General features: G+C 47.2%; 20 protein-coding genes. 14 read left to right on the plus strand and 6 right to left on the minus strand.

The features are described 5' to 3' along the window. The first annotated feature begins 30 nt into the window (after window positions 1-30). From ICN16_RS00540 to ICN16_RS00565, 6 genes are all read left to right on the plus strand, one after another. Window positions 31-633 (plus strand): NUDIX domain-containing protein, encoded by a 603-nt coding sequence (locus ICN16_RS00540; protein WP_216133117.1) that lies wholly within the window; start codon window positions 31-33, stop codon window positions 631-633. 61 nt (window positions 634-694) lie between these two features. Continuing rightward, the gene (locus ICN16_RS00545) at window positions 695-1,222 is read left to right on the plus strand and encodes a DUF1178 family protein (RefSeq protein ID WP_216133118.1); all 528 of its coding nucleotides are present in this window, start codon (window positions 695-697) and stop codon (window positions 1,220-1,222) included. 81 nt (window positions 1,223-1,303) lie between these two features. Next, window positions 1,304-2,056, plus strand: coding sequence for a transporter substrate-binding domain-containing protein (locus ICN16_RS00550; protein WP_216133119.1), 753 nt, complete (start codon window positions 1,304-1,306; stop codon window positions 2,054-2,056). A 44-nt stretch (window positions 2,057-2,100) separates the two neighbouring features. Further along, complete coding sequence (locus tag ICN16_RS00555; RefSeq protein WP_216133121.1) at window positions 2,101-2,754, plus strand: amino acid ABC transporter permease; 654 nt, start codon at window positions 2,101-2,103, stop codon at window positions 2,752-2,754. Between the two features lie 34 nt (window positions 2,755-2,788). After that, window positions 2,789-3,520 carry an amino acid ABC transporter ATP-binding protein gene (locus tag ICN16_RS00560; RefSeq protein WP_216133122.1) on the plus strand — a complete coding sequence of 244 codons (732 nt, stop codon included), beginning with the start codon at window positions 2,789-2,791 and terminating at the stop codon, window positions 3,518-3,520. Then, entirely contained in the window at window positions 3,520-4,185 is a 666-nt protein-coding gene (locus tag ICN16_RS00565) for an amino acid ABC transporter permease (protein ID WP_216133123.1), read from the plus strand. The genes ICN16_RS00560 and ICN16_RS00565 overlap by 1 nt, the downstream gene beginning before the upstream one ends. An 88-nt stretch (window positions 4,186-4,273) precedes the next feature. Here ICN16_RS00565 and ICN16_RS00570 read toward each other — a convergent pair whose 3' ends face one another. Continuing rightward, the gene (locus ICN16_RS00570) at window positions 4,274-5,794 is read right to left on the minus strand and encodes a CoA-acylating methylmalonate-semialdehyde dehydrogenase (protein WP_216133124.1); all 1,521 of its coding nucleotides are present in this window, start codon (window positions 5,792-5,794) and stop codon (window positions 4,274-4,276) included. 149 nt (window positions 5,795-5,943) lie between these two features. On the opposite strand from ICN16_RS00570, the gene ICN16_RS00575 reads away from it, so the two are divergent. From ICN16_RS00575 to ICN16_RS00585, 3 genes are read left to right on the plus strand one after another with little or no spacing between them, the layout of a single operon-like run. Beyond that, window positions 5,944-7,065: an NADH:flavin oxidoreductase/NADH oxidase gene (locus ICN16_RS00575; RefSeq protein WP_216133125.1), complete on the plus strand. Its 1,122-nt coding sequence runs from the start codon at window positions 5,944-5,946 to the stop codon at window positions 7,063-7,065. 54 nt (window positions 7,066-7,119) lie between these two features. After that, window positions 7,120-7,779 carry a SprT family zinc-dependent metalloprotease gene (locus ICN16_RS00580; RefSeq protein ID WP_216133126.1) on the plus strand — a complete coding sequence of 220 codons (660 nt, stop codon included), beginning with the start codon at window positions 7,120-7,122 and terminating at the stop codon, window positions 7,777-7,779. A gap of 52 nt (window positions 7,780-7,831) precedes the next feature. Beyond that, window positions 7,832-8,899 (plus strand): tartrate dehydrogenase, encoded by a 1,068-nt coding sequence (locus tag ICN16_RS00585; protein WP_370625609.1) that lies wholly within the window; start codon window positions 7,832-7,834, stop codon window positions 8,897-8,899. A 20-nt stretch (window positions 8,900-8,919) separates the two neighbouring features. Here the strand turns inward: ICN16_RS00585 and dnaQ are convergent, their stop codons facing one another. The 5 genes from dnaQ to ICN16_RS00610 form a co-directional block, all read right to left on the minus strand. Further along, entirely contained in the window at window positions 8,920-9,630 is a 711-nt protein-coding gene (gene dnaQ, locus ICN16_RS00590; protein WP_216133128.1) for a DNA polymerase III subunit epsilon, read from the minus strand. Beyond that, the gene (locus ICN16_RS00595; RefSeq protein WP_216133129.1) at window positions 9,630-12,728 is read right to left on the minus strand and encodes an efflux RND transporter permease subunit; all 3,099 of its coding nucleotides are present in this window, start codon (window positions 12,726-12,728) and stop codon (window positions 9,630-9,632) included. Before ICN16_RS00595 ends, dnaQ begins: the two co-directional genes overlap by 1 nt. After that, window positions 12,725-14,035: an efflux RND transporter periplasmic adaptor subunit gene (locus ICN16_RS00600; RefSeq protein WP_216133130.1), complete on the minus strand. Its 1,311-nt coding sequence runs from the start codon at window positions 14,033-14,035 to the stop codon at window positions 12,725-12,727. The genes ICN16_RS00595 and ICN16_RS00600 overlap by 4 nt, the downstream gene beginning before the upstream one ends. Window positions 14,036-14,151: 116 nt before the next feature. Next, window positions 14,152-14,607, minus strand: a complete 456-nt coding sequence (gene rnhA / locus ICN16_RS00605) for a ribonuclease HI (RefSeq protein WP_216133131.1) — start codon at window positions 14,605-14,607, stop codon at window positions 14,152-14,154. 4 nt (window positions 14,608-14,611) lie between these two features. Next, window positions 14,612-15,427 carry a class I SAM-dependent methyltransferase gene (locus ICN16_RS00610; protein ID WP_216133132.1) on the minus strand — a complete coding sequence of 272 codons (816 nt, stop codon included), beginning with the start codon at window positions 15,425-15,427 and terminating at the stop codon, window positions 14,612-14,614. 6 nt (window positions 15,428-15,433) lie between these two features. Between ICN16_RS00610 and gloB the strand changes: the two genes are divergently transcribed. From gloB to carB, 5 genes are all read left to right on the plus strand, one after another. Continuing rightward, the gene (gene gloB / locus ICN16_RS00615; RefSeq protein ID WP_216133133.1) at window positions 15,434-16,240 is read left to right on the plus strand and encodes a hydroxyacylglutathione hydrolase; all 807 of its coding nucleotides are present in this window, start codon (window positions 15,434-15,436) and stop codon (window positions 16,238-16,240) included. Next, window positions 16,240-17,649, plus strand: a complete 1,410-nt coding sequence (locus ICN16_RS00620) for a transglycosylase SLT domain-containing protein (protein WP_216133134.1) — start codon at window positions 16,240-16,242, stop codon at window positions 17,647-17,649. The genes gloB and ICN16_RS00620 overlap by 1 nt, the downstream gene beginning before the upstream one ends. Window positions 17,650-17,684: 35 nt before the next feature. After that, entirely contained in the window at window positions 17,685-19,568 is a 1,884-nt protein-coding gene (locus tag ICN16_RS00625; RefSeq protein WP_216133135.1) for a propionate--CoA ligase, read from the plus strand. 245 nt (window positions 19,569-19,813) lie between these two features. Continuing rightward, window positions 19,814-21,007, plus strand: a complete 1,194-nt coding sequence (carA, locus tag ICN16_RS00630; protein WP_216133136.1) for a glutamine-hydrolyzing carbamoyl-phosphate synthase small subunit — start codon at window positions 19,814-19,816, stop codon at window positions 21,005-21,007. After that, window positions 21,007-24,270 (plus strand): carbamoyl-phosphate synthase large subunit, encoded by a 3,264-nt coding sequence (carB, locus tag ICN16_RS00635; protein ID WP_216133137.1) that lies wholly within the window; start codon window positions 21,007-21,009, stop codon window positions 24,268-24,270. The genes carA and carB overlap by 1 nt, the downstream gene beginning before the upstream one ends. Window positions 24,271-24,288: the final 18 nt, after the last annotated feature.

The following is a 24,288-nucleotide window of genomic DNA, read 5'->3' on the forward strand; positions in this document are numbered from 1 at the left end:
TGATGGAGATTCATTTAACGAAAGAGTGCAATGACTGAAAAATCCTTTAATGACCTTCCTGCTGGCGATGCCCATTTGAGGGAAGAGCGTTTATCTGGGGAGGATATCTACGGCGGCATCTTTTTGAATATGAAGCGCGATCAGGTGAGTCTGCCTGATGGAAAGCAAGCAGTTCGTGAATATCTGACGCATCCTGGCGCAGTCGCTATATTGGCAATCTTGGATGATGGCAGGGTGCTGATGGAGCGCCAATATCGATATCCGATTGCAAAAGCATGTATAGAAATACCTGCGGGCAAGCTAGAAATTGGTGAGGATCGATTACTCTGTGCCCAGCGAGAGCTAGAGGAAGAGACGGGCTATTCTGCAGGCAAGTGGAGCTTTATTCGCCGCATTCATCCAGTGATTTCCTATTCAACAGAATTTATTGATATCTACCTTGCTGAAGATTTGGTCTCCGGCAAAAGCCATCTGGATGATGAGGAATTTTTAGATGTATTTGCTGCCCCTCTTGACCAACTATTGGAGTGGGTGGAGCAGGGCGAAATTACAGATGTGAAGACGACGATAGCGACTTATTGGCTAGATCGATATCGCCGTGGCCTAGTGAGTCCCACGCCTATCCCGGGGTAATTTCATAATCCTATTAAAATAGGGCTATTGAATTCGGTATTTTTGCCCCTATATAGGTCTTATGAAAGTTTATAACCTCGCTTGCCCCCTAGACCATCGCTTTGAAGGATGGTTTGCCTCTGAGGAGGATTGCCTTGCTCAGCAGGACAAGGGGATGCTGGCGTGCCCTATTTGCGATAGCACCGAGATTACCCGGATGCCATCAGCTCCACATATCGCTAAATCTGGCTCGAGCAAGGAAATTCCAGCTTCAACTGAATTGACTGTTGCCAGCCCCGGGACAGCAGATGGCGGCAGTGTTGGCGGCGCGCTATCTGGCGACGTTGTTGCCCTGACTGGAAGCGATCATTCTCAATTAGAGGCGCAGGTACAGGCTGCCTTTTTAAAGGGCATGCGTGAGTTGATGGGGCGCTCCGAGGATGTCGGAAACTCTTTCGCTGAAGAAGCTCGCAAAATTCACTACAAGGAATCTCCTGAGCGGAGTATTCGTGGTCAAACTACCCTTGATGAGGCTGAAGCTTTGCGTGAAGAGGGTATTGAAGTCATGGCAATGCCAATGCTACCAGCCTTTAAAAACACCCTGCAGTAGCCAGCCTTCCCCCAATTCCCCTATACTTGGCATGCACCCATAGCATGGGTATAACCATTCATTAGGATAGGAGAAGTACTCATGAAACGCTTTTTTCTAGCATTGTTTGCTGCTGTTCTAGCGCTCACCATTGTGGCTTGCTCCAAGTCCTCAGATACTAAAGAAATTAAGGTCGCTGTTTCGCCTGCATCTCCGCCGATGTTATTTGATGACAAAGGACGGATTGTTGGTGTGGATATGGATATTTTCCAGGGCTACTGCCAATCTCGCGGTTGCACTTATAAAGTAACTCCATATGACTGGGCTGGCATGCTCGGTGCCGTATCTAGTGGTCAAGCTGATGTCGCCTTTTCAGGTATTTCTATTACCGATAAGCGTAAAGAGGTGATGGATTTTTCCCAGCCTTACTATGACAATGCTTGGCATTTGGTCAGCATGAAGAATAAGAATATTCAGATCACGGATTTGAATCAGCTCAAGAAATACTCTATTGGTTATCCACGGGGTATGGCATATGACGATCTCATTAAGAATGAGCTGGAGCCTAAAGGTTACTATTCATTGAGTAAGGTAAAGCTGTACCCTTCATACGCTGAAGTGATTACCGATCTGCAAAATGGCAATCTAGATCTAGCTTTTATTGAAGAGCCTGTATTCCTCAATTATGAAAATAAACTCAAGCTTCCGATTCAAAGCAGTTATGTATTTAAAGGTTTTGATAAGCTAGGATTTGCTTTTGCAAAAGGTTCCAAGTTGCGTGATGACTTTGATAAGTATCTCAATGAGCTTGGTCCAGAAAAGATCAAAGCCATCCTAGACAAGTGGATGAAATAAGCACTGTTTATCAAAACTCTAATAAGTAGTCGAAAGCCTGCCCTGTGACTTTTCTGGATATTCTTGCCCAGTTAGCTCAGGGCGTTTCTTATACGGTAATAGTGACCCTGGTTTGCTCGGCAACCGGCTTGGTGGTGGGCTTATTCTTAGCAAGTTTGCGTCGCCTCAATATACCTTGGCTCATTCCCCTGATTGACTGCTATACCTATGTCTTTAGAGGTGTGCCAGTTCTCGTTCTCCTGTTCATGGTGTACTTTGGTTTACCAGGCATTGGCTTTAAGGTGCCCCCTTTGATGGCCATGGCGCTCAGTCTGGGCCTTGTTGCATCAGCGTATTTGGCGGAAGTATTTCGGGGTGCATTTAACTCCGTAGATCCTAATGAGGTGATTGCCGCTCAAGCAATGGGCATGACCCGCATCCAGGTGTTGCAATTGATTGAATTACCGCAGATGTTGCGATTCTCCATTCCGGGTATGGTCAATGAATTCACCTCCGTTTTAAAGTATTCGCCATTTGCTTATACGGTGGGCATCCCGGAAATTACTAAACAGGCCATGACTTTGACCTCAACAACGCTGCGCGGTATAGAGGTCTACCTAGCAGTAGGCATTTTGTATTTTGTGATTTACCGAATTTGCCTGCTGGGTGTGCAATTACTGAGCAGGCGTTACCAAATTCCAGGAATAAGTCCTGTATGAGCATCCATATGACAATATTCAAAGAGGCAATTCTGTGGCATTAATTCAAGTGAGGGATTTGGTTAAAGAGTTTGATGGGCAAACTGTTTTGTCGAACATCAATCTTGATCTAAACGAGGGTGACGTGAGGGTGCTGATGGGTGCCTCAGGGTCTGGTAAATCGACTTTACTACGTTGCCTTAATCGCCTGGTCGAGCCTAGCTCTGGATCAATTATCTTTAGAGGTAAGGAGGTATTGGGTCCTGATGTTGATGTGCGTGCTTTGCGTAAGCAGATTGGCTTCGTATTTCAGCAGTTTGCTTTGTATAGTCACTTAACAGTTTTAGATAACGTTTCATTGGGTCTTCGCAAGTTGCATCAGATGGGTAAGGCTGAGGCTAAAGAAAAAGCCTTGCTTGAGTTGTCTCATTTTGAAATGACCCCGCATCAAGATAAATATCCATCCCAGCTTTCTGGGGGGCAGAAGCAGCGGGTTGCCATTGCCAGGGCTTTGGCCATGGATCCCGCTGTACTCGTTCTGGATGAGCCAACCTCTGCCCTGGATCCAGTCATGTCTAGAGATGTTGCCGATCTCATCAATCGCTTACATAGCGATGGTATTACCATGATCTGCGTTACTCATGATCTCAACTTAGCGCGCAATATTGCTGATACCGTGATGTTCTTAGATCGTGGTGTGATTCGAGCTGATGACCGAATTGATGTCTTAAGTAAGCATAGTGATCCAGTAATTCAATCTTTCTTTTCTTCCGAGGAAAAGTCCTGATGGGAGGGTGGTCATTCTTTTTTCGCGATCTGACGGAGCAGATGCCTCTGATTTTGGCTGGCTTGGTAAAGACACTGCAATTGGCCGGCTTAATTAGCATCTCTGGGCTACTTCTGGGGATTGTGGTGTTTTATCTCACTCTGAGCAAAAACAAGTACATCAGCGGCGCTATCAATTCCTATATCTCCTTTTTCATAGGAATGCCTTTGATTGTCTTATTGTTCTTAATGTATTACGGCTTGCCACAGTGGGGTGTGAGACTCTCCCCATTTACGGTTGCCTTCATTGGTTTTACGTTTAATGTGGCGGCTTACAACGCCGCATATTTAAAGACAGCCTTTAATGGCTTGGATAAAAGTCAGCTAGAGGCAGCGAGTGCACAGGGATTTAATCCCTTGCAGATTTTTCAACTGATTACTCTGCCGCAAGTGATCCGTCTTTCTATTCCAGCATTAACCAATCAGGTTATCGCGAATCTCAAAGACAGCTCTGTTGCCTTTTTGATTCAATACACAGAGTTCTTTGCCCGCGTACAAGAATTGGCCGCAACTAACTTCCAATTCTTTAAAGCTTATCTCATGGCGGCCCTGGTGTATTTGGCCTTAGTATCGGTAATCGTACTATTTGCCCGCGCCATTGAGAGGCATTACTTTATTCCTGCTTGAGATCCAATTTTTAATAGAAATTGAAGATAAAAAAATAGCGACCCGAAGGCCGCTATTTTTATTGGTGGATACCTACTACTAAATCAAATTACTTCGAAGTTGGCATCACAAACTCTGCACCCTTGGCGATACTTTCAGGCCAGCGCTGCATCACACTCTTTTGCTTGGTATAGAAGCGAACACCTTCTTTGCCATAGGCATGCATATCACCGAAGAGGGATTTCTTCCAACCGCCAAAACCATGCCAAGCCATTGGAACTGGAATAGGTACGTTGATGCCTACCATGCCGACCTGTACGCGACGTGCAAATTCGCGAGCAATGTTGCCGTCGCTTGTGAAGCAGGCAACACCGTTACCATATTCGCAAGCATTGACCAAGTTCAAAGCCTCAGTAAAGTTCGCTACACGCAAGCAAGAGAGCACTGGTCCGAAGATTTCTTCTAAGTAGATCTTCATATCGGGAGTCACGTTATCAAAGAGAGTGCCGCCGATAAAGAAGCCATTGTCATGGCCAGGTACTTTCAAGCCGCGACCATCTACGAGTAACTTAGCGCCTGAAGCAACACCGCTCTCGATGTAACCAGTGATGCGCTCTAAAGCAGCCTTAGTAACGATTGGACCCATTTCCGCATCGAGTTCCATGCCGTTCTTCACTTTGAGTGTCTTAGTGCGCTCAATGAGTTTTGGCATGATCTTCTCTGCAACATCACCAACCAAAACAGCTACTGAAATAGCCATGCAACGCTCACCAGCTGAACCATAGGCTGCACCAATCAAGGCATCGATTGTCTTATCAATGTCTGCATCGGGCATGACTACCATGTGGTTCTTAGCGCCACCCAATGCTTGGGAGCGTTTGCCAAAGTGTGCGCAACGCTCATAGATGTAGTTGGCAATTGGAGTGGAGCCAACAAAGCTAACAGCTTTCACATCTGGGTTTTCAATTAAGGCATCAACCGCTTCTTTATCGCCTTGAACAACGTTAAATACGCCATCGGGCAAACCAGCTTCTTTTAAAAGCTTTGCCATGAATAAAGAGGCGGATGGATCAGTTGGGCTTGGCTTGAGGATGAAGGTATTGCCACAAGCAATCGCCATTGGGAACATCCACATTGGCACCATGACAGGGAAGTTAAACGGCGTAATACCTGCTACTACGCCTAATGGTTGACGCATTACCCAGTTGTCGATGTCGGTAGAGACTTGCTCGGTGTAATCGCCTTTCAGCAGTTCGGGAATGCCAGTAGCAAATTCCACGATATCAATACCGCGGGTGACTTCGCCCTGGGCATCGGTAAATACCTTGCCGTGCTCTGCTGTAATGATGGCAGCCAATTCATCGCTATGAGCGTTGAGTAATTCAAGATACTTGAACATGATGCGTGCACGGCGCAGAGGAGGGGTCTGGCTCCAGCTCTGAAATGCAGTTTGGGCAACCGCCACAGCGGCATCAATTTCTTGGCGGCTGGCTAAGGCAACGCGTCTTGCCACTGCTCCAGTGGAGGGATTGAAGACATCGGCAAAACGACCATCTTTTGGGTTGACGACTTTACCGCCAACAAAATGGCCAATATCTTCTTTTGATTCAAAGGCTTGTGGTGCGCTCATAGTATTTTGCTTAATAATTTTTTACTAGTTTTAGGTTCAATAAACTTGTATTGCGAAGGAATCGCACAAGTCTAAGGTCTCGTTTATCCTACTCTTTCTATTTTATCGCTTTCATTACTTATACGCATTTCAGGATCCAAGGGCCTTTCATGAGTCTTCTATTTTCCAGTTACACGCTAAGCTCTCCTAAGGGCGATTTAACGCTCCCTAACCGCATCGTAGTAGCGCCTATGTGCCAGTATTCAGCTATTCATGGTGAGGCTCAAGACTGGCATTTAATGCACTGGGCCAACCTTCTTAATAGCGGGGCAGGCCTTTTCATTATTGAGGCCACTGGGGTAACGCCAGAGGGGCGCATTACCCCCGCTTGCCTCGGCTTGTGGGATGAGCGTACTGAGGCAGCCCTCAAGGATAAGCTCACTAGAGCGCGTAAGCTTGCGCCAGAAACGCCTGTTTTCATTCAATTGGCACATGCTGGCCGTAAAGCTTCCAGTGCTACCCCTTGGGATGGGGGTCAATTGCTCTCCAAAGAGCAGGGTGGCTGGGAGACGATTGCTCCCTCGGCCATCCCGCAGTTAAAAGATGAGCGCTTGCCGCATGAGCTGTCTAAAGCAGAGCTAGAAGAGCTGATTAGTGCTTTTGTTGTTGCGGCGCAGCGTGCTGAGCGTGTCGGTGTGGATGGCATCGAGTTGCATGGGGCGCATGGCTATCTCTTACATCAATTTCTATCGCCGATTGCCAATCAACGTACTGATGAATACGGTGGCTCCTATGAAAATCGCATTCGCTTTCCTTTGGAGTTATTTGCGGCGGTGCGCAAGGCATATCAAGGCGTATTGGGTATTCGGATTTCAGCAAGTGACTGGATTGAGGGTGGTTGGACTCCGCAAGAGACTGCTGACTTTGCATCACTCCTCAAACCGCTGGGCTGTGACTTTGTTCACATCTCATCAGGTGGCATCTCACCGCTACAAAAAATTGCGATAGGGCCAAACTATCAAGTGCCATTTGCCAAGATCGTAAAAGACCAATCGGGTTTGCCTACGATGACGGTAGGTTTAATTACGGAGCCTCAGCAGGCCGAGGATATTTTGCAAGCCGGTGAAGCGGATCTCATTGCTTTAGCCCGCGCATTTTTGTACAAGCCTCGCTGGGCCTGGGAAGCTGCTGCAGCATTAGGCGGTACCGTGCCATCGAATGAGCGTTATTGGCGCTGTTTACCGCGAGAAGCGCAAGCTATTTTTGGTGACGTCAAAGTAGGGCAGCGATAATAGCGGCTTACCCAGTTTTCAATCTCCGAACTAAAAAACATAAACGAGTTATTAATGAAGCATCACTCCGTAAGAGAATCTTGGCTAGAAGACGCCGTTAGACATTTAGAACCTGTATTTTCAAAGGCAGGATATGCCATTCCGCCAGTGAGAGTGTCTTGTGGTTTTCCAGCCTCTAGCAGTCCGAGAACGACGCTGGGGCAATGTTGGCCGCGTGAGCGCTCTGGCGGCGGTGTCAATGAGATTTTCATTTCACCGAAGTTGGATGATCCAGTTCAATTGTTAGACACGCTAGTGCATGAGTTATGTCATGCAGTAGATGACTGTTTTAGTGGTCATGGAGAAGACTTTAAGGGGATTGCTCAGACTGTAGGTCTAGAGGGCCCTGCCAGAATGGCGCATGCTACTGAAGAGCTAATGGTGCGTTTGATGATGATCAGTCAAGAGCTTGGGCCATATCCCCATCAAGCAATCGTCTTTCCGCCACCAAGGCCTAGCAATGCGAGTCGCAATAAAGCCAAATGTGCTCAGTGCGGATACGAGGTAACGCTATTGAAGAAGTGGGCTACCTATGGCGCCCCAATTTGCCCAAAAGACAATATTCGAATGCAGGAAGCAGTGGTCGAAACTATTGAAAATACGACCGAGCACGATACAGAATCTGTAACTGGATCCAAGCCTAAGGCCGATGAGATTCGTCGGGCGATTAGTTAACCCCATTCATATTGAAGATTGGATAAGACATTCAATGAAGAAAAATAAAGTAATTAAAAATCCAAAAATTGCCGTTATTCCTGGCGATGGAATCGGTAAAGAGGTGATGCCTGAGGGTGTTCGCGCATTAGAAGCCGCTAGCAAAAAGTTTGGTATCGGCATGCAGTTTGATCATTTTGATTTTGCTAGCTGTGATTACTATCTCGAGCATGGCAAGATGATGCCGGATGATTGGTTCGATACTCTGATGCAATACGATGCGATATTTTTTGGTGCTGTAGGTATGCCCAATATTCTTCCGGATCATGTTTCTTTATGGGGAAGCCTCATTCAGTTTCGTCGCTGCTTTGACCAGTACGTCAATTTGCGACCAGTTCGACTGCTCCCCGGCGTTCCATGCCCACTAGCGAATCGCAAACCAGGCGACATTGATTTTTACGTTGTACGTGAAAATACGGAGGGTGAATATTCCAGTGTTGGCGGGAAAATGTTCCCTGATACTGATCGTGAGTTTGTTATTCAAGAATCTATCTTTACTAGGCAAGGTGTCGACCGCATTCTTCAGTACGCTTTTGACTTGGCTCAAAGTCGTCCAAAGAAGCATTTAACTTCAGCCACCAAGTCCAACGGTATTGCTATCACCATGCCGTATTGGGATGAGCGGGTTGAAGAAATGGCCAAGCAATTTGGCGACGTGAGAATGGATAAATATCATATCGATATCTTGGCTGCGCACTTTGTGATGAACCCTGATCGATTTGATGTTGTAGTGGCCAGCAATCTGTTTGGTGATATCTTGTCGGATTTGGGGCCAGCTTGTACTGGGACAATTGCTGTAGCGCCATCAGGAAGTATTAATCCAGAAGGGAAGTTCCCCTCTTTGTTTGAGCCAGTTCATGGTTCTGCACCGGATATCTTCGGCAAAATGATTGCTAATCCAATTGGGCAGATCTGGTCTGGATCAATGATGTTGGATCACCTAGGTTATCCGGAGGCAGGCAAGGCCATCTTTAATGCCATTGAGCGGGTTCTTGCTGCAGATAATTCGCCACTCACGCCTGACTTGGGTGGCAAGGCCCGTACGGATGAGTTGGGTAAAGCGATCGCAGCCGAAATCTAAATTCGTATTGAATTTGGTAGTCAGTTAGCTGTTGCAGAAGGACTCCATACGGGGTCCTTTTTGCTTGCTTTGGCAATCTCACCCAAAATCTTTTCGTGTAGCTGGCAGTCTTCATCACTGGCGGCCATGAGTTTCAGATTCGCTGGTAATGCTTTCATTTGACCCGATGCATCTGTACCGACGGTATAGTCAATTAGGTCAATTGAGAGATCTTCTTGACCACGTGTCATCGCTACATAGACTTCAGCCAATAGCTGGGCATCCAATAAAGCGCCGTGCAAGGTTCTATGTTGGTTGCTAATAGCGAAGCGTTCACAGAGTGCATCCAGCGAATTGCGCTTCCCTGGAAACATTTGACGCGCATCTAAAAGGGTGTCGGTAATTTTTGAGGCAAGACCTCTAAAAGCAGGGCGCTTCAGTAGAGCAAATTCGTTATCCAAGAATCCCAAGTCAAATGCCGCGTTATGAATAACTACTTCAGCGCCATCCACAAACTCAATTAGTTCTTCAACGATATTGGCAAAAACTGGCTTATCCGATAAGAACTCACGTGAGAGTCCGTGAACGGCAAAAGCGCCTGCATCGATGTCACGTTCTGGGTTAATGTAGTAGTGAAAGGTACGATCGGTTAATCGACGGCCAATCATTTCAACGCAACCGATTTCAATAATGCGATCGCCTGTAGCGGGATTAAGACCGGTAGTTTCCGTATCGAGAATAACTTGACGCATTAGGTGCCTTCTAACACAGATGGTGGGATTTCCATGGGCCCATTACCTGCATATTTATCTAAATAGAGGTAAATCACGGGGGTAATGATGAGGGTTACAAATTGCGAGAAGATTAAGCCTCCCGCTACGCTGATACCCAGAGGTTGGCGCAACTCCGCTCCAGCACCCAATCCAAGGGCAATAGGAAGCGCACCCATCAGCGCGGCGATCGTTGTCATCATGATGGGTCTAAATCGCAAGATACAAGCTTCACGAATAGCCTTCTCAGGCGACATGCCTTGATTACGTTGTGCATCCAGTGCAAAGTCAATCATCAAGATCGCATTCTTTTTCACAATACCAATGAGCAGCAAAATACCAATCGAAGCAACAATGGTTAACTCAAATCCAAAGATGCGCAATGACAAGATGGCGCCAATCGCAGCGGAGGGTAGTCCGGCCAAGATAGTGAGGGGGTGAATGTAACTCTCATAGAGCACACCCAGCAAAATGTAAATCACACCCAGTGCTGCCAGGATCAAGATGATTTGACCGGATTGATTATCTTTAAATACGGCAGCATCACCACCGTAGCTCGTAATGATCGAAGGTGGTAAACCCACTTCCTTGACAAAGCCATCAATTGCTTTGGTAGCATCGCCCAGAAAGACATCTGGTGCCAAGTTAAATGAAATGGTGACCGCTGGAATTTGACCTTGATGATTTACTGCTGTCGGTCCAATGCTGCGAACAAAGGTCGCTAGGCTTGATAGGGGGATAAGCTTATCCGTTGCGCGACCTCTGACATAGACCTTATTCAGATCGGTCTCAAACTGACGATCATTTTCAGCGGTTTCTAGAATGACATAGTAGGTATTGACCGGTGTATAGATTGTCGATACCTGCCGCTCTCCAAAGGAGTTGTAGAGCGCATTACGAATATCGGCAATAGTTACACCAGCACTAGCTGCCTGCTCACGATTAATCTCAATCTTGACGTTAAGCCCCTTGAGTTGAGAGTCGCTGGTGACGTCGCGGAAGATGGGGTCAGCGCGCATTTTTTGGGTGAGCTTATCTGCCCAATCGTTAACGCCTTCAAAGCCGACACTCTGCAAAGTAAATTGATAGCGACTCTTACTGCTACGTCCACCCAGTTGTAAGTTTTGAACGGGGCGCATGTATACCTGCAGCCCTGGGATTTCTTTAAATTTATTGCGCAAGCCCTCGATGACCTTGCTCATCTTCTCGCGATCGCCCTTGGGTTTCAGGATGATGAAAAAACGTCCGGTATTGCGTCCAGCGCTTTGACCGCCACCCAAAATAGAGATTGAATTAGCCACATTGGGATCATTATTTACGATCTCAGCTGCACGATCTTGAAGCTCCAGCATGGTCTTAAAGGAAGTGTCTTCTGAAGCCTCAGTGGTTGCTGTAATTTGACCAATATCTTCTTCTGGAAAAAAACCTTTTGGACTATAGACGAATAGAGCAATCGTGATGAAGAAAGAAGCAATTGCTCCCCACAATACTTTTTTACGATTAGCTAAGGCTAGATCTAAATAGTGAATGTAGGTTTTGAGTGAGTAGTCAAAGATGCGATCAAACTTTTTCGTGATGGCATATTCTTTTGGATGGTCGCCAGGCTTTGGTAGGAAGCGACTGCAGAGGAGAGGCACGATCGTGAGAGAAACCACCGCCGATACCAAAATGGAAAGCGATACCACCACTGCGAATTCTCTGAAGAGTAGGCCAATTGGACCGGCCATAAAGAAGAGAGGGATAAATACAGCTACCAAAGAAATGGAGATGGAGATAATCGTGAATCCCACTTCTTTGCTGCCTTTAAGTGATGCCTTGAGGGGATCCATACCCTGCTCAATGTAGCGCATGATGTTCTCTAGAACAACGATGGCATCGTCCACCACCAGGCCGACGGCAAGAGTAATCCCCAGAAGAGAAATGTTGTCTAAGCTATAGCCCAAGAAGTAGAGTAAGAAGAATGCCCCAATCAGGGAGATTGGCAAACTCACTGAAGGGATGAGCGTTGCAGATAGTCGTTTCAGGAATAAGAAGATGACAAGGACCACCAAAAGAATGGTCAGGATTAGCGTCACATTAACGTCATGAATTGCTTCAATAATTGACAGAGATCTATCGTTGATCAATGTCAGCTGAATTGATGCTGGCATTTGCTCTTTAAATGTGGGAAGTAATTTTTTAACCGCTGCAACCACATCAACCGTATTGGCATTTGGCTGACGCATAATACCGATCGCAATTGAGCGCTCGCCGCCGGAAGTAGCAAAAGTCTTTACGTCCTCAAAACTTTCTTGCACATCGGCCACGTCGCGAAGATATACCGGTAAGCCATTGCGCTGAGCAATAACTAGGTTGCCGAATTCTTCTGCTTTAACTAGTTGAGGATTGGCATAAATGGTGATCAGCTGACGAGGGCCATCCAAAGTGCCGACTGGGCTATTGGTATTGGCTTTATTAATTGCCAGAGCCAACTCTTCCATCGTGATGTTGCGGTTGCCTAGAGCATCTGGTCGAACGCTGACTCGAACCGCATATCGTTTAGCCCCGTAGACCAAGACTTGCGATACACCCGTAATCGTAGAGAGTGAGGGCGCTAAGAGATTTTCTGCGTAGGCATTGATCTCAGACAGACTCATGGATGGTGAACTCATCCGAATCACGAGGACCGCTGTATCTGCGGGGTTGATTTTGCGGTAGGACGGTGGAACCGTCATTTCAATAGGAAGTCTTCTTTGGGCACGCAAGAGTGCCGCCTGAACATCCACCGCTGCTTTGTCGATATCCCGATCGTTCGTAAATTCGAGGGTGATATTAGTCGAGCCCAGGGTATTGGTTGAGCTAATAACTTTGATGCCATCAATTGTGGAAAATTCTTTTTCTAATGGCAGCGCCACAGAAGATGCCATGTTTTCTGGTGCAGCACCAGGCAGACTGGCGCTTACCGAAATGATGGGTGTATTAAAGCTGGGAAGAGCTGCAACGGGGATCTTGAAGTACGCAACCGTACCTGCAATCACCGTTGCAATTGATAACAGCACCGTCATGACGGGCCGTCTAATACATAACTCTGAAAGCGTCATTTTTTCTCTGGGGCAGGTGCCGCTGCTTTAGCTGGAGCGGGTGCAGCAGTTTGCTTTTTTGCTTCCCTAATCTTGCTGCCAGGGCGTAAGTTCTGCTTACCCTCTACAACGATTCGGTCGCCCGCTTCGATTCCATTAATTACTGAAGTGCCTTGATATTCATAAACGACTTTAATGGGTTTAGGCTGAACCTTGTCATCCTTATCTACAACATAAACCAAGCGTCCCTTAGGGCTGATGACGATTGCTTCAGATGGCACTGCAATGGCGTCCTTGAGGGTATTGGCATTTAGTGAGACGCGGGCAAATTGACCGGGCAATAAAGTCATCTTCTCATTAGGAATTTGAGCGCGCACACGCACCGCTGCAATGCTTGGGTCTACTTGGTTGTCAATCACAAGGACTTCACCTTCATAGGCAGATTTGGCATCATTGCCAACGCTGACTTTGACTTTTAATGGCTTGTCAGCCTGCTTGCCTTCCATTAACAAAGGAATATCTTTTTCAGGCACTACAAATTGGACGTTAATGGGATTGAGTTGGGTAATCGTCACCATAGAGCCCACGCTAGATGTTGCCGTTGAGCTAGTGGCAGTTGTGACGATATTGCTTGCTTGAACCAAGGATCCTGGAAAGACATTCACAATACCTGCGCGACCTGCAATAGGGGAGCGAATGGAATCAAAAGAGAGTTGCACTTCGGCTGAGCGTGCAGCAGCTTGAGCTGACTTTGCATTGGCTAGTGATGTCTCTAAGCCTGCCTTAGAAATAAAGTTCTTGGCGACCAATTCTTTGGCGCGTAAGTATTGTTTCTGTGCATCATCAGCCAATGCCTTTAATTTCTCATAGTTGGCGCGATCATTGCGATCGTCCAGAGTGAAGAGGAGTTCACCTTCTTTAACTTCTTGCCCATCTTTAACGTGAATCGCTTTCACGGTATTGGTAGTCATTGGGCGAATATCAACGATGCTGCTAGAGATGATCGTTCCAGTCGCTTCAATAATTAAGGGGATATCTTTCTTCTCCACAACGACACTAGTAATAGTTTGTGGCCCACCTGCTTTGCCAGCTGCCGGGAAGAAGTAATCAAATGCTTTTGACCCAGCATACAAAACTACCAACACAATCAAAATACGCCACTTGTATTTAATGACGAATTCTTTTGCTGTTGCGTAGTCTATTTTTTTGACTTTATCGAGGTGAGGCGAGAGTTTTTGCCAAAGCTTACAGAGGCGTGCCTTCACCGAATTTTTGAGTGCGGGTAATTTGGCAAGCGCTTTATCGAGTGCTGATTCAATTTTTGACACGGTCTCGGTTTTTTTCTTGGTTCTATATGGGTTTAGCGGCAAATTCAGTACCAGCTTTGAATCTGCTCATTCTCTCATAAGACCGCTAAAAACGGGCTTGTGGAGACCCATTCAGCCTAGGGTAGGAATTCTTCTACGCCTTTGTTTGCCAGGAGGTCGGCAAGCTCATTTCCGGGGTGGCCATTGTGGCCACGTACCCAATGCCAAGAGATCTGGTGGTCGGGGATTAGGGCATCTAATTCTTGCCATAAATCGGCATTCTTGACCGGATCCTTGCTGGCAGTCTTCCAGCCTCTTTTTTTCCAACCCTCTAGCCACTCAGTCACACCTTTTTGAACATATTGGGAGTCGGTCCACAGCTCAACCGAGCTAGTTTGCTTGAGTGCTTTTAGTGCATGGATAACTGCGCTAATTTCCATGCGGTTATTGGTGGTGTGTTCGGCGCCACCATGCAAATGCTTCTCATGTCCGCCTGAACGAAGAACTGCTCCCCAGCCGCCAGGTCCAGGATTGCCTTTGCAGGCACCATCGGTGTAAATGACAATATGGGGTAGGGATTTGGTATGCGGCATACCGTTAATTTACTTCGTCTTGGCCTTTTACCAAATTCTGCCGACTTTCGGCTGCTGGACTTAATTGAGCCATTGCCGGTATGCGTAAGCCTTGGACTTGTCCAATTAAGCGAATGCCTTGCTGGCGCTTGATGGCGGAAACTAAGAAAACAGCACCAAAAATAGGCCACCAGCGGTTACCAGCGGGCTCCATAAAGTCCATTCTAGCCATGCCAGATTCACCGCTTAAAGGGAGTTTGTAGCAGCCAAAATGACCCCGATCTAATGAGAAGTTCAATAGCTGCAACCAGTCTTTAATTCTGAGTAGGCTAATAAATTGACCATCTCTTGGTAAATAGGGGCTGCCGATCAGTCTGCTCAGATATTGGCGCATACCCCAAAGACTGGCTGGGTTGAAGCCTGAAATAATCAAGCGGCCTTCAGGGCGAAGTACGCGCTCAGCCTCTCGCAGAATTTGATGGGGATCAGCAGCGAATTCCAAAACATGAGGCAGTACTAATAAATCAATGCTTTCAGAGGCAAACGGTAGCTCATTGGCATTGCCCTCAATCTGATGCCAGTTAAATTGACTGGCCTCTTTTTGGCGATCATTGGAATGGATTAACAGGGCATGCAAGGGCATGCGGTTTTCTACCAAAGTATTGATTTGCGGCAAACCGATTTGTACAGCATAAAAACCAAAGACATCGGCCACAATTTGATTGAAGCATTTCTGCTCCCATGCAAGCACATAGCGTCCAGGAGGCGATTGCAGCCACTTTTCCCATGAACTCCATGGTGGTGCAGGCATCTGAGATGGGGTGGGTGGGGTTGGTATCATGGGTCTATGGTGAAGAATACTTTATTGCAAGTTTGGCCGATACCGGCTTTTGACGACAATTACATCTGGTGCATACATGATGGCCAATCTGCCTTGATCGTAGATCCGGGTGATGCTGCTCCGGTATTGCATTATCTTGAGCAAAAAAACCTGACTCTGACTGGTATTTTAATTACCCACCATCATGCTGACCATACTGGCGGCATCCTTGCTCTATTGCAGTCCTTGGGCACGGTGCCTGTTTATGGTCCCGGCAATATCGATATTCCAGGCCGAACTAATGCCATGATGGAAGGTGACAAGATTGAAGTGACAGCACCGCGCATTAGCTTTGAGGTGTACGAAGTGCCGGGTCATACCCTGACCCATATCGCTTACTTTGCAAATATGCAGGCCAATGTAGTTGAGCCCATGCTGTTCTGTGGGGACACCTTATTTGCCTCGGGCTGCGGTCGTTTATTTGAGGGCACTCCAACGCAGATGAGTGAGTCACTCGCCAAGTTCATAGCCTTGCCAAAAAATACCCTGGTGTATTGCACTCATGAATACACCTTATCCAATATTCGTTTCGCATTAGCAGTTGAGCCAAACAATGCGAACCTCATCACTTGGGCGGAAACCGCTAAAGCTCTGCGTGATCAACATCTGCCAACCCTGCCCACGACTATCGGCCAGGAGTTGCAAGTAAACCCGTTCATGCGTTGCGACCAGCAGGCCGTCATCGACGCTACCCTTGAAGTATCGGGTGAGAAGACTTTGCCCACTCCAGCTCATGTCTTGGCAGTCATTAGGGCTTGGAAGGATCGGTTCTGATGTTCTGGCGCTATGCGGCGATCGTGCTGATTGCTGCACTCTCAGGTTGCGCTAGCACTGGAGATTGGTCCTCAGACACGCCGACGCGGCAAGATCCCCGCGCCTCCAAAGCAAAACGAGTCAATCTTAAAAATCAATCTGTGAGTGAGCTATATGCGCCATCCAGCAATCTTTGGATTCGTATTCGGGATGGCTTTGAGATGGAGCCTATGAATACACCATTAGAGATCGAGCAGGTACGTTGGCTCAGCGCGCGCCCAGACTACGTGCATCGCTCTATGGCGCGCTCATCACGCTACCTTTTCTATATTGTGCAAGAGGTCAATGCGCGCAATATGCCTACTGAAATTGCGCTCCTCCCATTTGTGGAAAGCGCCTTTGTAACGAATGCAAAATCCAGTGCTAAGGCCATGGGCTTGTGGCAATTTATGCCGGCAACTGGCAAAGATTTTCGCTTAACTCAAAACGTCTTTCGAGATGAGCGAAGAGATGTATTGCAATCAACTGACGCTGCCCTAGACTACTTACAACGTTTGCATAAGCAGTTCGGTAGCTGGGAGCTTGCATTAGCCGCTTATAACTGGGGCGCGGGCAATGTGGCTAAAGCACAGAGACGCAATTTACTTGCAGGACTCCCGACCGATTATCTGAGTCTCAAGATGCCTAACGAGACTCGCAACTATGTGCCTAAGTTGATGGCCTATCGACAAATTGTTTTGGACCCCAAAGCCTATGGCATTGTGTTACCTGAACTAGAAAACCATCCTTACTTTGTGGCAGTGGATGTTGGGTCTGATATTGATGTAGCCCTGGTAATTCAATTAAGTGAAATACCGCCAGATGAGTTCCATAGCCTGAACCCATCGTTTAATAAGCCAGTCATTCTGAGTAATGCCAATCAGCAGATTTTGCTGCCATTCGGTCACGCAGAAATATTCCAAGCCAATCTCAAGAAGTACAACAAACCCCTTTCTTCTTGGACCGCAGTTCAGGTGACTAAAACAGAAACTGTGGATAAGGCTGCAAAAACTCTGGGTGTGGATGTGGATGCTCTTAGGGAAGTGAATGCCATACCCAAGGGAATGCGAATTCGGGCTGGATCTACTGTGTTGATTCCAAAAACAAGTCAACGCTCAGGGGATATTTCTCTAGCGATGGCAGAAAATGGCAGCCTCAGCCTGGATAAACCAGCTCCGCCGGCGCCTAAAAAATGTGCAAAAGGGGCTAAATGCCCTGTGGCGAAATCGACAAAAGGGGCGGGTAAGGGTAATTCTTCTGCAAATAATGCTGCATCTCAGCATAAATCCGCATCGACAGGGCTTGCAAAATCTGCGAAAAATGGATCTGCGAATGCATCTAGCTCAACTGCTAAGGTTTCCAATAGCAAAGGGGCTAGCAAGATTCAGTAAGTCCAGACACTTTAATTTACTTATTTAGGTTGACCATGTCCTACAAATCAGAACACGAACGCTCCATTAAAGACCCAGATGGATTCTGGGGAGAGCAGGCAAAACTCATTCACTGGGAAAAGCCATTCAATAAAGTTCTGGATTACGCAAACCCCCCGTTTGCGAAATGGTTTGAAGGCGGCTTAACCAATCTTTGCTACAACGCAGTCGATCGACATCTCAAAGATCGCCCCGATCAACTTGCCCTCGTTGCCGTTTCAACAGAAACCAATGTAGAAAAAGCCTATACGTTTAAAGAGCTCTACGAAGAAGTCAATCGTATGGCGGCCATTTACAAAGCGAATGGCGTTAAAAAGGGCGACCGTGTATTGATCTACATGCCGATGATTGCAGAAGCTTGTTTTGCCATGCTGGCATGCGCACGAATTGGTGCTATTCATTCTGTGGTGTTTGGCGGCTTTGCATCTCACAGTCTGGCGTCACGTATTGATGATGCAAAACCAAAAATGATTGTGACCTCCGAGGCAGGTGCGCGCGGTGGTAAAGCTGTTCCTTATAAGCCCTTGCTCGATGAGGCTATTACCCTTGCTAGCTATAAACCTGAGAAGGTGTTGATCGTCAATCGCGGCCTGACTGAGTTCACGACCGTTGCTGGCCGTGACTTAGATTACGCTGCAGAACGTCAAAGACATCTGAATGATCTTGTTCCAATTGAATGGGTTGATGCAACTCATCCTTCCTATATTTTGTATACCTCTGGTACGACTGGTAAACCTAAAGGAGTTCAGCGAGATACCGGTGGATACGCAGTAGCCTTGATGTCGACTATGAACCACATCTTCTGCGGTAAGCCTGGTGAAACTATGTTCACCACCTCAGATATTGGTTGGGTTGTTGGCCACAGCTACATCATTTACGGCCCATTGCTGAATGGCATGGCAACCATCATGTATGAAGGTACGCCGTTACGTCCTGATGCAGGCATCTGGTGGCAGTTGGTAGAAAAGTACAAAGTATCAGTGATGTTCTCAGCACCAACAGCGGTTCGTGTTCTCAAGAAACAAGATCCGGCATTCTTAACTAAATACGATCTTTCAAGTCTACGTGCTTTGTTCTTGGCGGGTGAGCCCTTGGATGAGCCAACAGCAAGTTGGATTCATGATGCAATTAAGAAGCCAATTGTGGATAACTACTGGCAGACAGAAACTGGCTGGCCAATGTTGGCAATTCAGCGTGGCGTAGAGGTAATGCCGCATAAGTTTGGTTCGCCTGGCGTCCCTTCATTTGGTTACAACATGAAGCTCTTGGACGATGCGACTTCTGAAGAGTTGGGTCCCGACAAGAAGGGTGTTATTGCTATTGAAGGTCCATTGCCCCCAGGTTGTATGCAAACCGTTTGGGGTGATGACAAGCGATTTATTAGTACCTATTGGGAAACCATTCCAGGCAAGACGATTTATTCCACCTTTGACTGGGGCATCAAAGACGAAGACGGTTACTTCTTCATCTTGGGCCGTACTGATGACGTCATCAACGTTGCCGGCCACCGTTTAGGCACTCGTGAGATCGAGGAAAGCATTTCAAGCCATCCGAATATTTCTGAAGTAGCTGTAGTAGGTATCGAGGACAAACTTAAGGGGCAGGCTGCTATTGCCTTTGTGATTCCAAAGGATTCTTCTAATACCGCTACTTTAGAGGCGGAATGCATGAAGACCGTGGATTCGACATTGGGTGCAATCGCTCGTCCTGGTCGTGTTTACGTAGTGACAGCCTTGCCTAAGACTCGTTCTGGCAAGATCGTCCGCCGTGCGCTCCAGGCAGTGGCTGAGGGGCGGGATCCAGGTGATATCAGCACCATGGAAGATCAAACCGTTTTAGCCCAAATTAAGACCATCATCGAGGAAAGCGCAAGGTCTTAAACCAAGCCCAAAACTGGCCAAAATAAGCCCCTTAGTCTCAGGACTTTGGGGCTTATTGCCTTCTAAGCCTAATTGGCTGGGAATTCAAGGGTTTATACGTAAAACTGGTATCATTACTAGGTTCAAAACTTAATAAATTACCCTAGCGCTTAAAGACACTCACCTCCCGCACAAACAGTCCTGGGTTGGTCTTTTTGGGGTGTTGAGCGTCGGATGGAGCAGGGACTGGAGATGGTTTGTCACCCTTGCTTCCTTCTTTTCCTCCCGCCGTGTTGGCTTTAGCCGACGGCACCATATTTCCCGGTCTCAGTATTGGCGCCCCTGGCGAAACTACCGGCGAAGTTGTTTTCAATACCGCACTTACTGGTTATCAAGAGATCATCACTGATCCTAGTTACTCACGCCAAATTGTGACCCTGACTTACCCCCACATCGGCAACGTTGGTGTGAATGGTCAAGATGCGGAGTCGGATCAAATTCATGCAGCTGGTTTGGTTGTAAAAGACCTCTCCAAACGTGTCTCGAATTTCCGCTCCGAAGAAAGTCTCGATAGCTACCTCACCAAAGCAGGGGTAGTTGGTATCTCTGGTATCGATACGCGTAAGCTCACCCGCATTCTGCGTGACAAAGGCGCTCAGTCTGGCGCAATCGTTGCTGGCAAGATGGGTGATGACGTAGAGACTCTTGGTAAAAAAGCCTTGGAATTGGCAAAAGCCTTCCCAGGCATGGCCGGTTTAGATCTGGCTAAAGTAGTTACAACTAAAACTCCTTATCAATGGCGTGAAGCCGAGTGGGATCTGCATGGTCCTGACGGTAAACCTGCATACAGAACTTTAGATGCTAGCAAGCCAATCAAAAAAGTGGTTGCTTATGACTTTGGCGTGAAACGCAATATCTTGCGTATGCTCACCGAGCGTGGCTGTGAATTAACGATTGTTCCGGCGCAAACCAGCGCTGCTGAAGTTTTGGCAATGAACCCAGATGGCGTATTCTTTTCAAATGGCCCTGGAGATCCCGGTCCTTGTGATTACGCAATTGCTGCTGCAAAAGAAATTATTGAAAAGGGTATCCCAACATTCGGTATTTGTTTGGGTCATCAGATCATGGGCTTGGCCGCCGGTGCTAAAACTTTGAAGATGAAGTTTGGTCACCACGGTGCAAACCATCCTGTAAAAGATTTGGATACTGGGCGCGTAGCCATTACCTCTCAGAACCATGGTTTTGCGGTGGACGCTAATACCTTGCCTGACAACATTCGCGTGACGCATGTTTCTTTATTTGATGGATCGCTACAAGGTTTGGCTTGGAAAGATAAACCTGCTTTGTGTTTCCAAGGTCACCCTGAGGCCTCACCTGGTCCTCATGACATTGCCTATTTATTTGATCGTTTTGTGGAGCTAATGAATGCTGCCGCTGTTAGTAATAAGGGAGGCAAATAATGCCTAAGCGTAGCGACATTAAGAGCATCCTGATTATTGGTGCTGGTCCAATTGTGATTGGACAGGCTTGTGAGTTTGACTATTCTGGTGCGCAAGCTTGTAAAGCTCTGCGTGACGAAGGTTACAAAGTCATTCTGGTGAACAGCAATCCTGCGACCATCATGACTGACCCAGAGATGGCGGATGTGACTTACATCGAGCCAATTACTTGGGAAGTAGTAGAGCGAATTATTGCCACCGAGAAACCAGATGCAATTTTGCCAACGATGGGCGGTCAAACTGCTTTGAATTGCGCACTCGATTTACATCGCCATGGTGTTCTTGAGAAATACGGTTGCGAATTGATTGGCGCTTCACCAGAGGCGATCGATAAAGCAGAAGACCGTCAAAAGTTTAAAGATGCGATGACCAAGATTGGTCTGGGTTCTGCGAAGTCTGGCATTGCGCACTCAATGGATGAGGCGCACGAAGTGCAGCAACGCATTCAGAAAGAAACAGGCAGTCTAGGTTTCCCAGTTGTGATTCGTCCTTCCTTCACCATGGGTGGATCTGGCGGCGGTATTGCTTACAACCGTGAAGAGTTTGAAGAGATTTGCAAACGTGGTCTAGATTTATCTCCAACGCGTGAGCTCTTGATTGAAGAGTCTCTCTTGGGTTGGAAAGAGTTTGAGATGGAAGTAGTGCGTGACCGTGCCGATAACTGCATCATCGTTTGCTCAATTGAAAACTTAGACCCAATGGGCGTGCACACCGGTGACTCGATTACTGTTGCACCTGCCCAAACATTGACGGATAGAGAATATCAATTGATGCGTAATGCATCGATCGCAGTGTTGCGTGAGATTGGTGTCGATACTGGCGGATCAAACGTCCAGTTCTCCATTAACCCAGTCGATGGTCGCATGATTGTGATTGAGATGAACCCACGTGTTTCACGTTCATCTGCATTGGCTTCTAAAGCAACCGGATTCCCAATTGCGAAGATTGCGGCGAAGTTGGCCGTTGGCTATACCTTAGATGAGCTGAAGAACGACATCACCGGAGGTGCTACCCCGGCATCCTTTGAGCCATCAATCGATTATGTGGTTACAAAGATTCCTCGCTTTGCATTTGAGAAGTTCCCGCAAGCGGATTCTCGCCTAACAACGCAGATGAAGTCGGTTGGCGAAGTGATGGCAATTGGTCGCACTTTCCAAGAGTCATTCCAAAAAGCACTGCGTGGCCTAGAGGTCGGCGTAGATGGTCTAGATGAAGTATCTACAGATCTAGATGACATCATTCAAGAAATCGGCGAGCCAGGCCCAGATCGTATTTGGTATTTGGCAGATGCTTTCCGTATGGGTATGGGTCTAGATGAGGTTTACAACGAGACCAAGGTAGATCCTTGGTTCTTGGAGCAGATCGAAGAGCTCATCACCATGGAAACTGAACTTAAGCAGCGCAAGATTGATAGCTTGTCAGCCCCTGAGTTGCGTTTTATCAAACAAAAAGGTTTCTCAGATCGTCGTTTAGCGAAATTGATGGGAGTAGATGCTTCCTCAGTTCGCGCCGCGCGCCATCGTCTTAAAGTAGTGCCTGTGTACAAGCGGGTAGATACCTGTGCCGCTGAGTTCTCAACAAACACAGCGTATTTGTATTCAACTTATGAAGCAGAGCACGGCGAGTGCGAGTCCCAGCCAACTACCAAAGACAAGATTATGGTTCTTGGTGGCGGCCCAAATCGTATTGGTCAGGGCATTGAGTTTGACTATTGCTGCGTCCATGCAGCTTTAGCAATGCGCGAAGATGGTTATGAAACCATCATGGTGAACTGCAACCCCGAAACCGTTTCTACTGACTACGACACGTCCGATCGCTTGTATTTTGAGCCTCTGACTTTGGAAGACGTTTTAGAGATCGTGGCTATTGAAAAGCCGAAGGGTGTGATCGTGCAGTACGGCGGTCAGACTCCATTGAAGCTGGCTTTGGATCTCGAGGCTAATGGCGTTCCTATTATTGGAACATCGCCTGACATGATTGATGCAGCAGAAGACCGTGAGCGCTTCCAGAAGTTATTGCATGAGTTGAACTTGCGTCAGCCACCTAACCGAACAGCGCGTGCGGAAGATGAGGCTCTAAAGCTTGCCGAAGAGATTGGATATCCTTTAGTAGTGCGTCCTTCCTATGTGTTGGGTGGCCGTGCAATGGAAATCGTTCATGATGGCCGTGATCTCGAGCGCTATATGCGTGAAGCGGTGAAGGTTTCTCATGACTCACCAGTTTTACTAGATCGCTTCTTGAATGATGCGATTGAGTGTGACGTGGACTGTATTAGTGATGGTCAACGCGTATTCATCGGCGGTGTGATGGAGCACATTGAGCAGGCTGGCGTTCACTCTGGTGACTCTGCTTGCTCATTGCCACCATACTCTTTATCCGATGAGACGATCGCAGAAATTAAACGTCAAACTGCTGCAATGGCCAAAGGCCTCAATGTAGTTGGTTTGATGAACGTGCAGTTTGCGATTCAGAACGTCGATGGTAAGGATGTCATTTATGTTCTCGAAGTAAACCCACGTGCTTCACGTACTGTGCCATTTGTATCGAAGGCAACAGGTTTGCAGTTGGCCAAGATTGCTGCACGCTGCATGGTGGGTCAGACTTTAGATCAGCAAGGTATCAAAGCTGAAGTGAAGCCTGCTTACTACTCAGTGAAAGAAGCGGTATTCCCATTCAATAAGTTCCCAGGTATTGATCCAATCCTTGGACCAGAGATGCGTTCTACTGGTGAAGTGATGGGTGTCGGTAAAACTTTCGGCGAAGCCTTGTTTAAGTCTCAGTTGGGTGCTGGCATTAAGTTGCCGAAGAGTGGAACAGTGGTCTTAACTGTGAAAGATAGCGATAAGCCAAAGGCAATTGAAGTGGCCAAGCTCTTGCATCAACTCGGCTTCCCAATGGTGGCTACCAAGGGTACTGCGGCGGCAATTGAAGCAGCTGGCTTACCGGTACGCGTAGTGAATAAAGTAAAAGATGGTCGTCCGCACATTGTTGACTTGATCAAGAATGGTGAGATTTCTCTTGTATTTACCACTGTTGATGAGACACGCACTGCAATTGCTGATTCACGTTCCATTCGCACCAGCGCTCAAGCCAATAACGTCACGTACTACACTACGATTAGTGCAGCACGTGCGGTGATGGATGGTTTGATGACTTCACAAAACGGCAACAAAGAGTCTCTTGAGGTGTATTCACTTCAGAATCTTCATAAGACTCTCAATTAAATTAAGTTAGGTAAGAAG

It is taken from the genome of Polynucleobacter sp. es-MAR-4, assembly GCF_018882055.1.
In the GTDB taxonomy this organism is placed as follows: domain Bacteria; phylum Pseudomonadota; class Gammaproteobacteria; order Burkholderiales; family Burkholderiaceae; genus Polynucleobacter.

Bases quoted from the DNA above. Each gene is read 5' to 3' on its own strand.
- ICN16_RS00540 (WP_216133117.1), top strand. From the start codon at position 31: ATGACTGAAAAATCCTTTAATGACCTTCCTGCTGGCGATGCCCATTTG.
- ICN16_RS00545 (WP_216133118.1), top strand. From the start codon at position 695: ATGAAAGTTTATAACCTCGCTTGCCCCCTAGACCATCGCTTTGAAGGA.
- ICN16_RS00550 (WP_216133119.1), top strand. From the start codon at position 1,304: ATGAAACGCTTTTTTCTAGCATTGTTTGCTGCTGTTCTAGCGCTCACC.
- ICN16_RS00565 (WP_216133123.1), top strand. From the start codon at position 3,520: ATGGGAGGGTGGTCATTCTTTTTTCGCGATCTGACGGAGCAGATGCCT.
- ICN16_RS00570 (WP_216133124.1), bottom strand. From the start codon at position 5,794: ATGAGCGCACCACAAGCCTTTGAATCAAAAGAAGATATTGGCCATTTT.
- ICN16_RS00575 (WP_216133125.1), top strand. From the start codon at position 5,944: ATGAGTCTTCTATTTTCCAGTTACACGCTAAGCTCTCCTAAGGGCGAT.
- ICN16_RS00580 (WP_216133126.1), top strand. From the start codon at position 7,120: ATGAAGCATCACTCCGTAAGAGAATCTTGGCTAGAAGACGCCGTTAGA.
- dnaQ (WP_216133128.1), bottom strand. From the start codon at position 9,630: ATGCGTCAAGTTATTCTCGATACGGAAACTACCGGTCTTAATCCCGCT.
- ICN16_RS00595 (WP_216133129.1), bottom strand. From the start codon at position 12,728: ATGACGCTTTCAGAGTTATGTATTAGACGGCCCGTCATGACGGTGCTG.
- rnhA (WP_216133131.1), bottom strand. From the start codon at position 14,607: ATGCCGCATACCAAATCCCTACCCCATATTGTCATTTACACCGATGGT.
- ICN16_RS00610 (WP_216133132.1), bottom strand. From the start codon at position 15,427: ATGATACCAACCCCACCCACCCCATCTCAGATGCCTGCACCACCATGG.
- gloB (WP_216133133.1), top strand. From the start codon at position 15,434: ATGGTGAAGAATACTTTATTGCAAGTTTGGCCGATACCGGCTTTTGAC.
- ICN16_RS00620 (WP_216133134.1), top strand. From the start codon at position 16,240: ATGTTCTGGCGCTATGCGGCGATCGTGCTGATTGCTGCACTCTCAGGT.
- ICN16_RS00625 (WP_216133135.1), top strand. From the start codon at position 17,685: ATGTCCTACAAATCAGAACACGAACGCTCCATTAAAGACCCAGATGGA.
- carB (WP_216133137.1), top strand. From the start codon at position 21,007: ATGCCTAAGCGTAGCGACATTAAGAGCATCCTGATTATTGGTGCTGGT.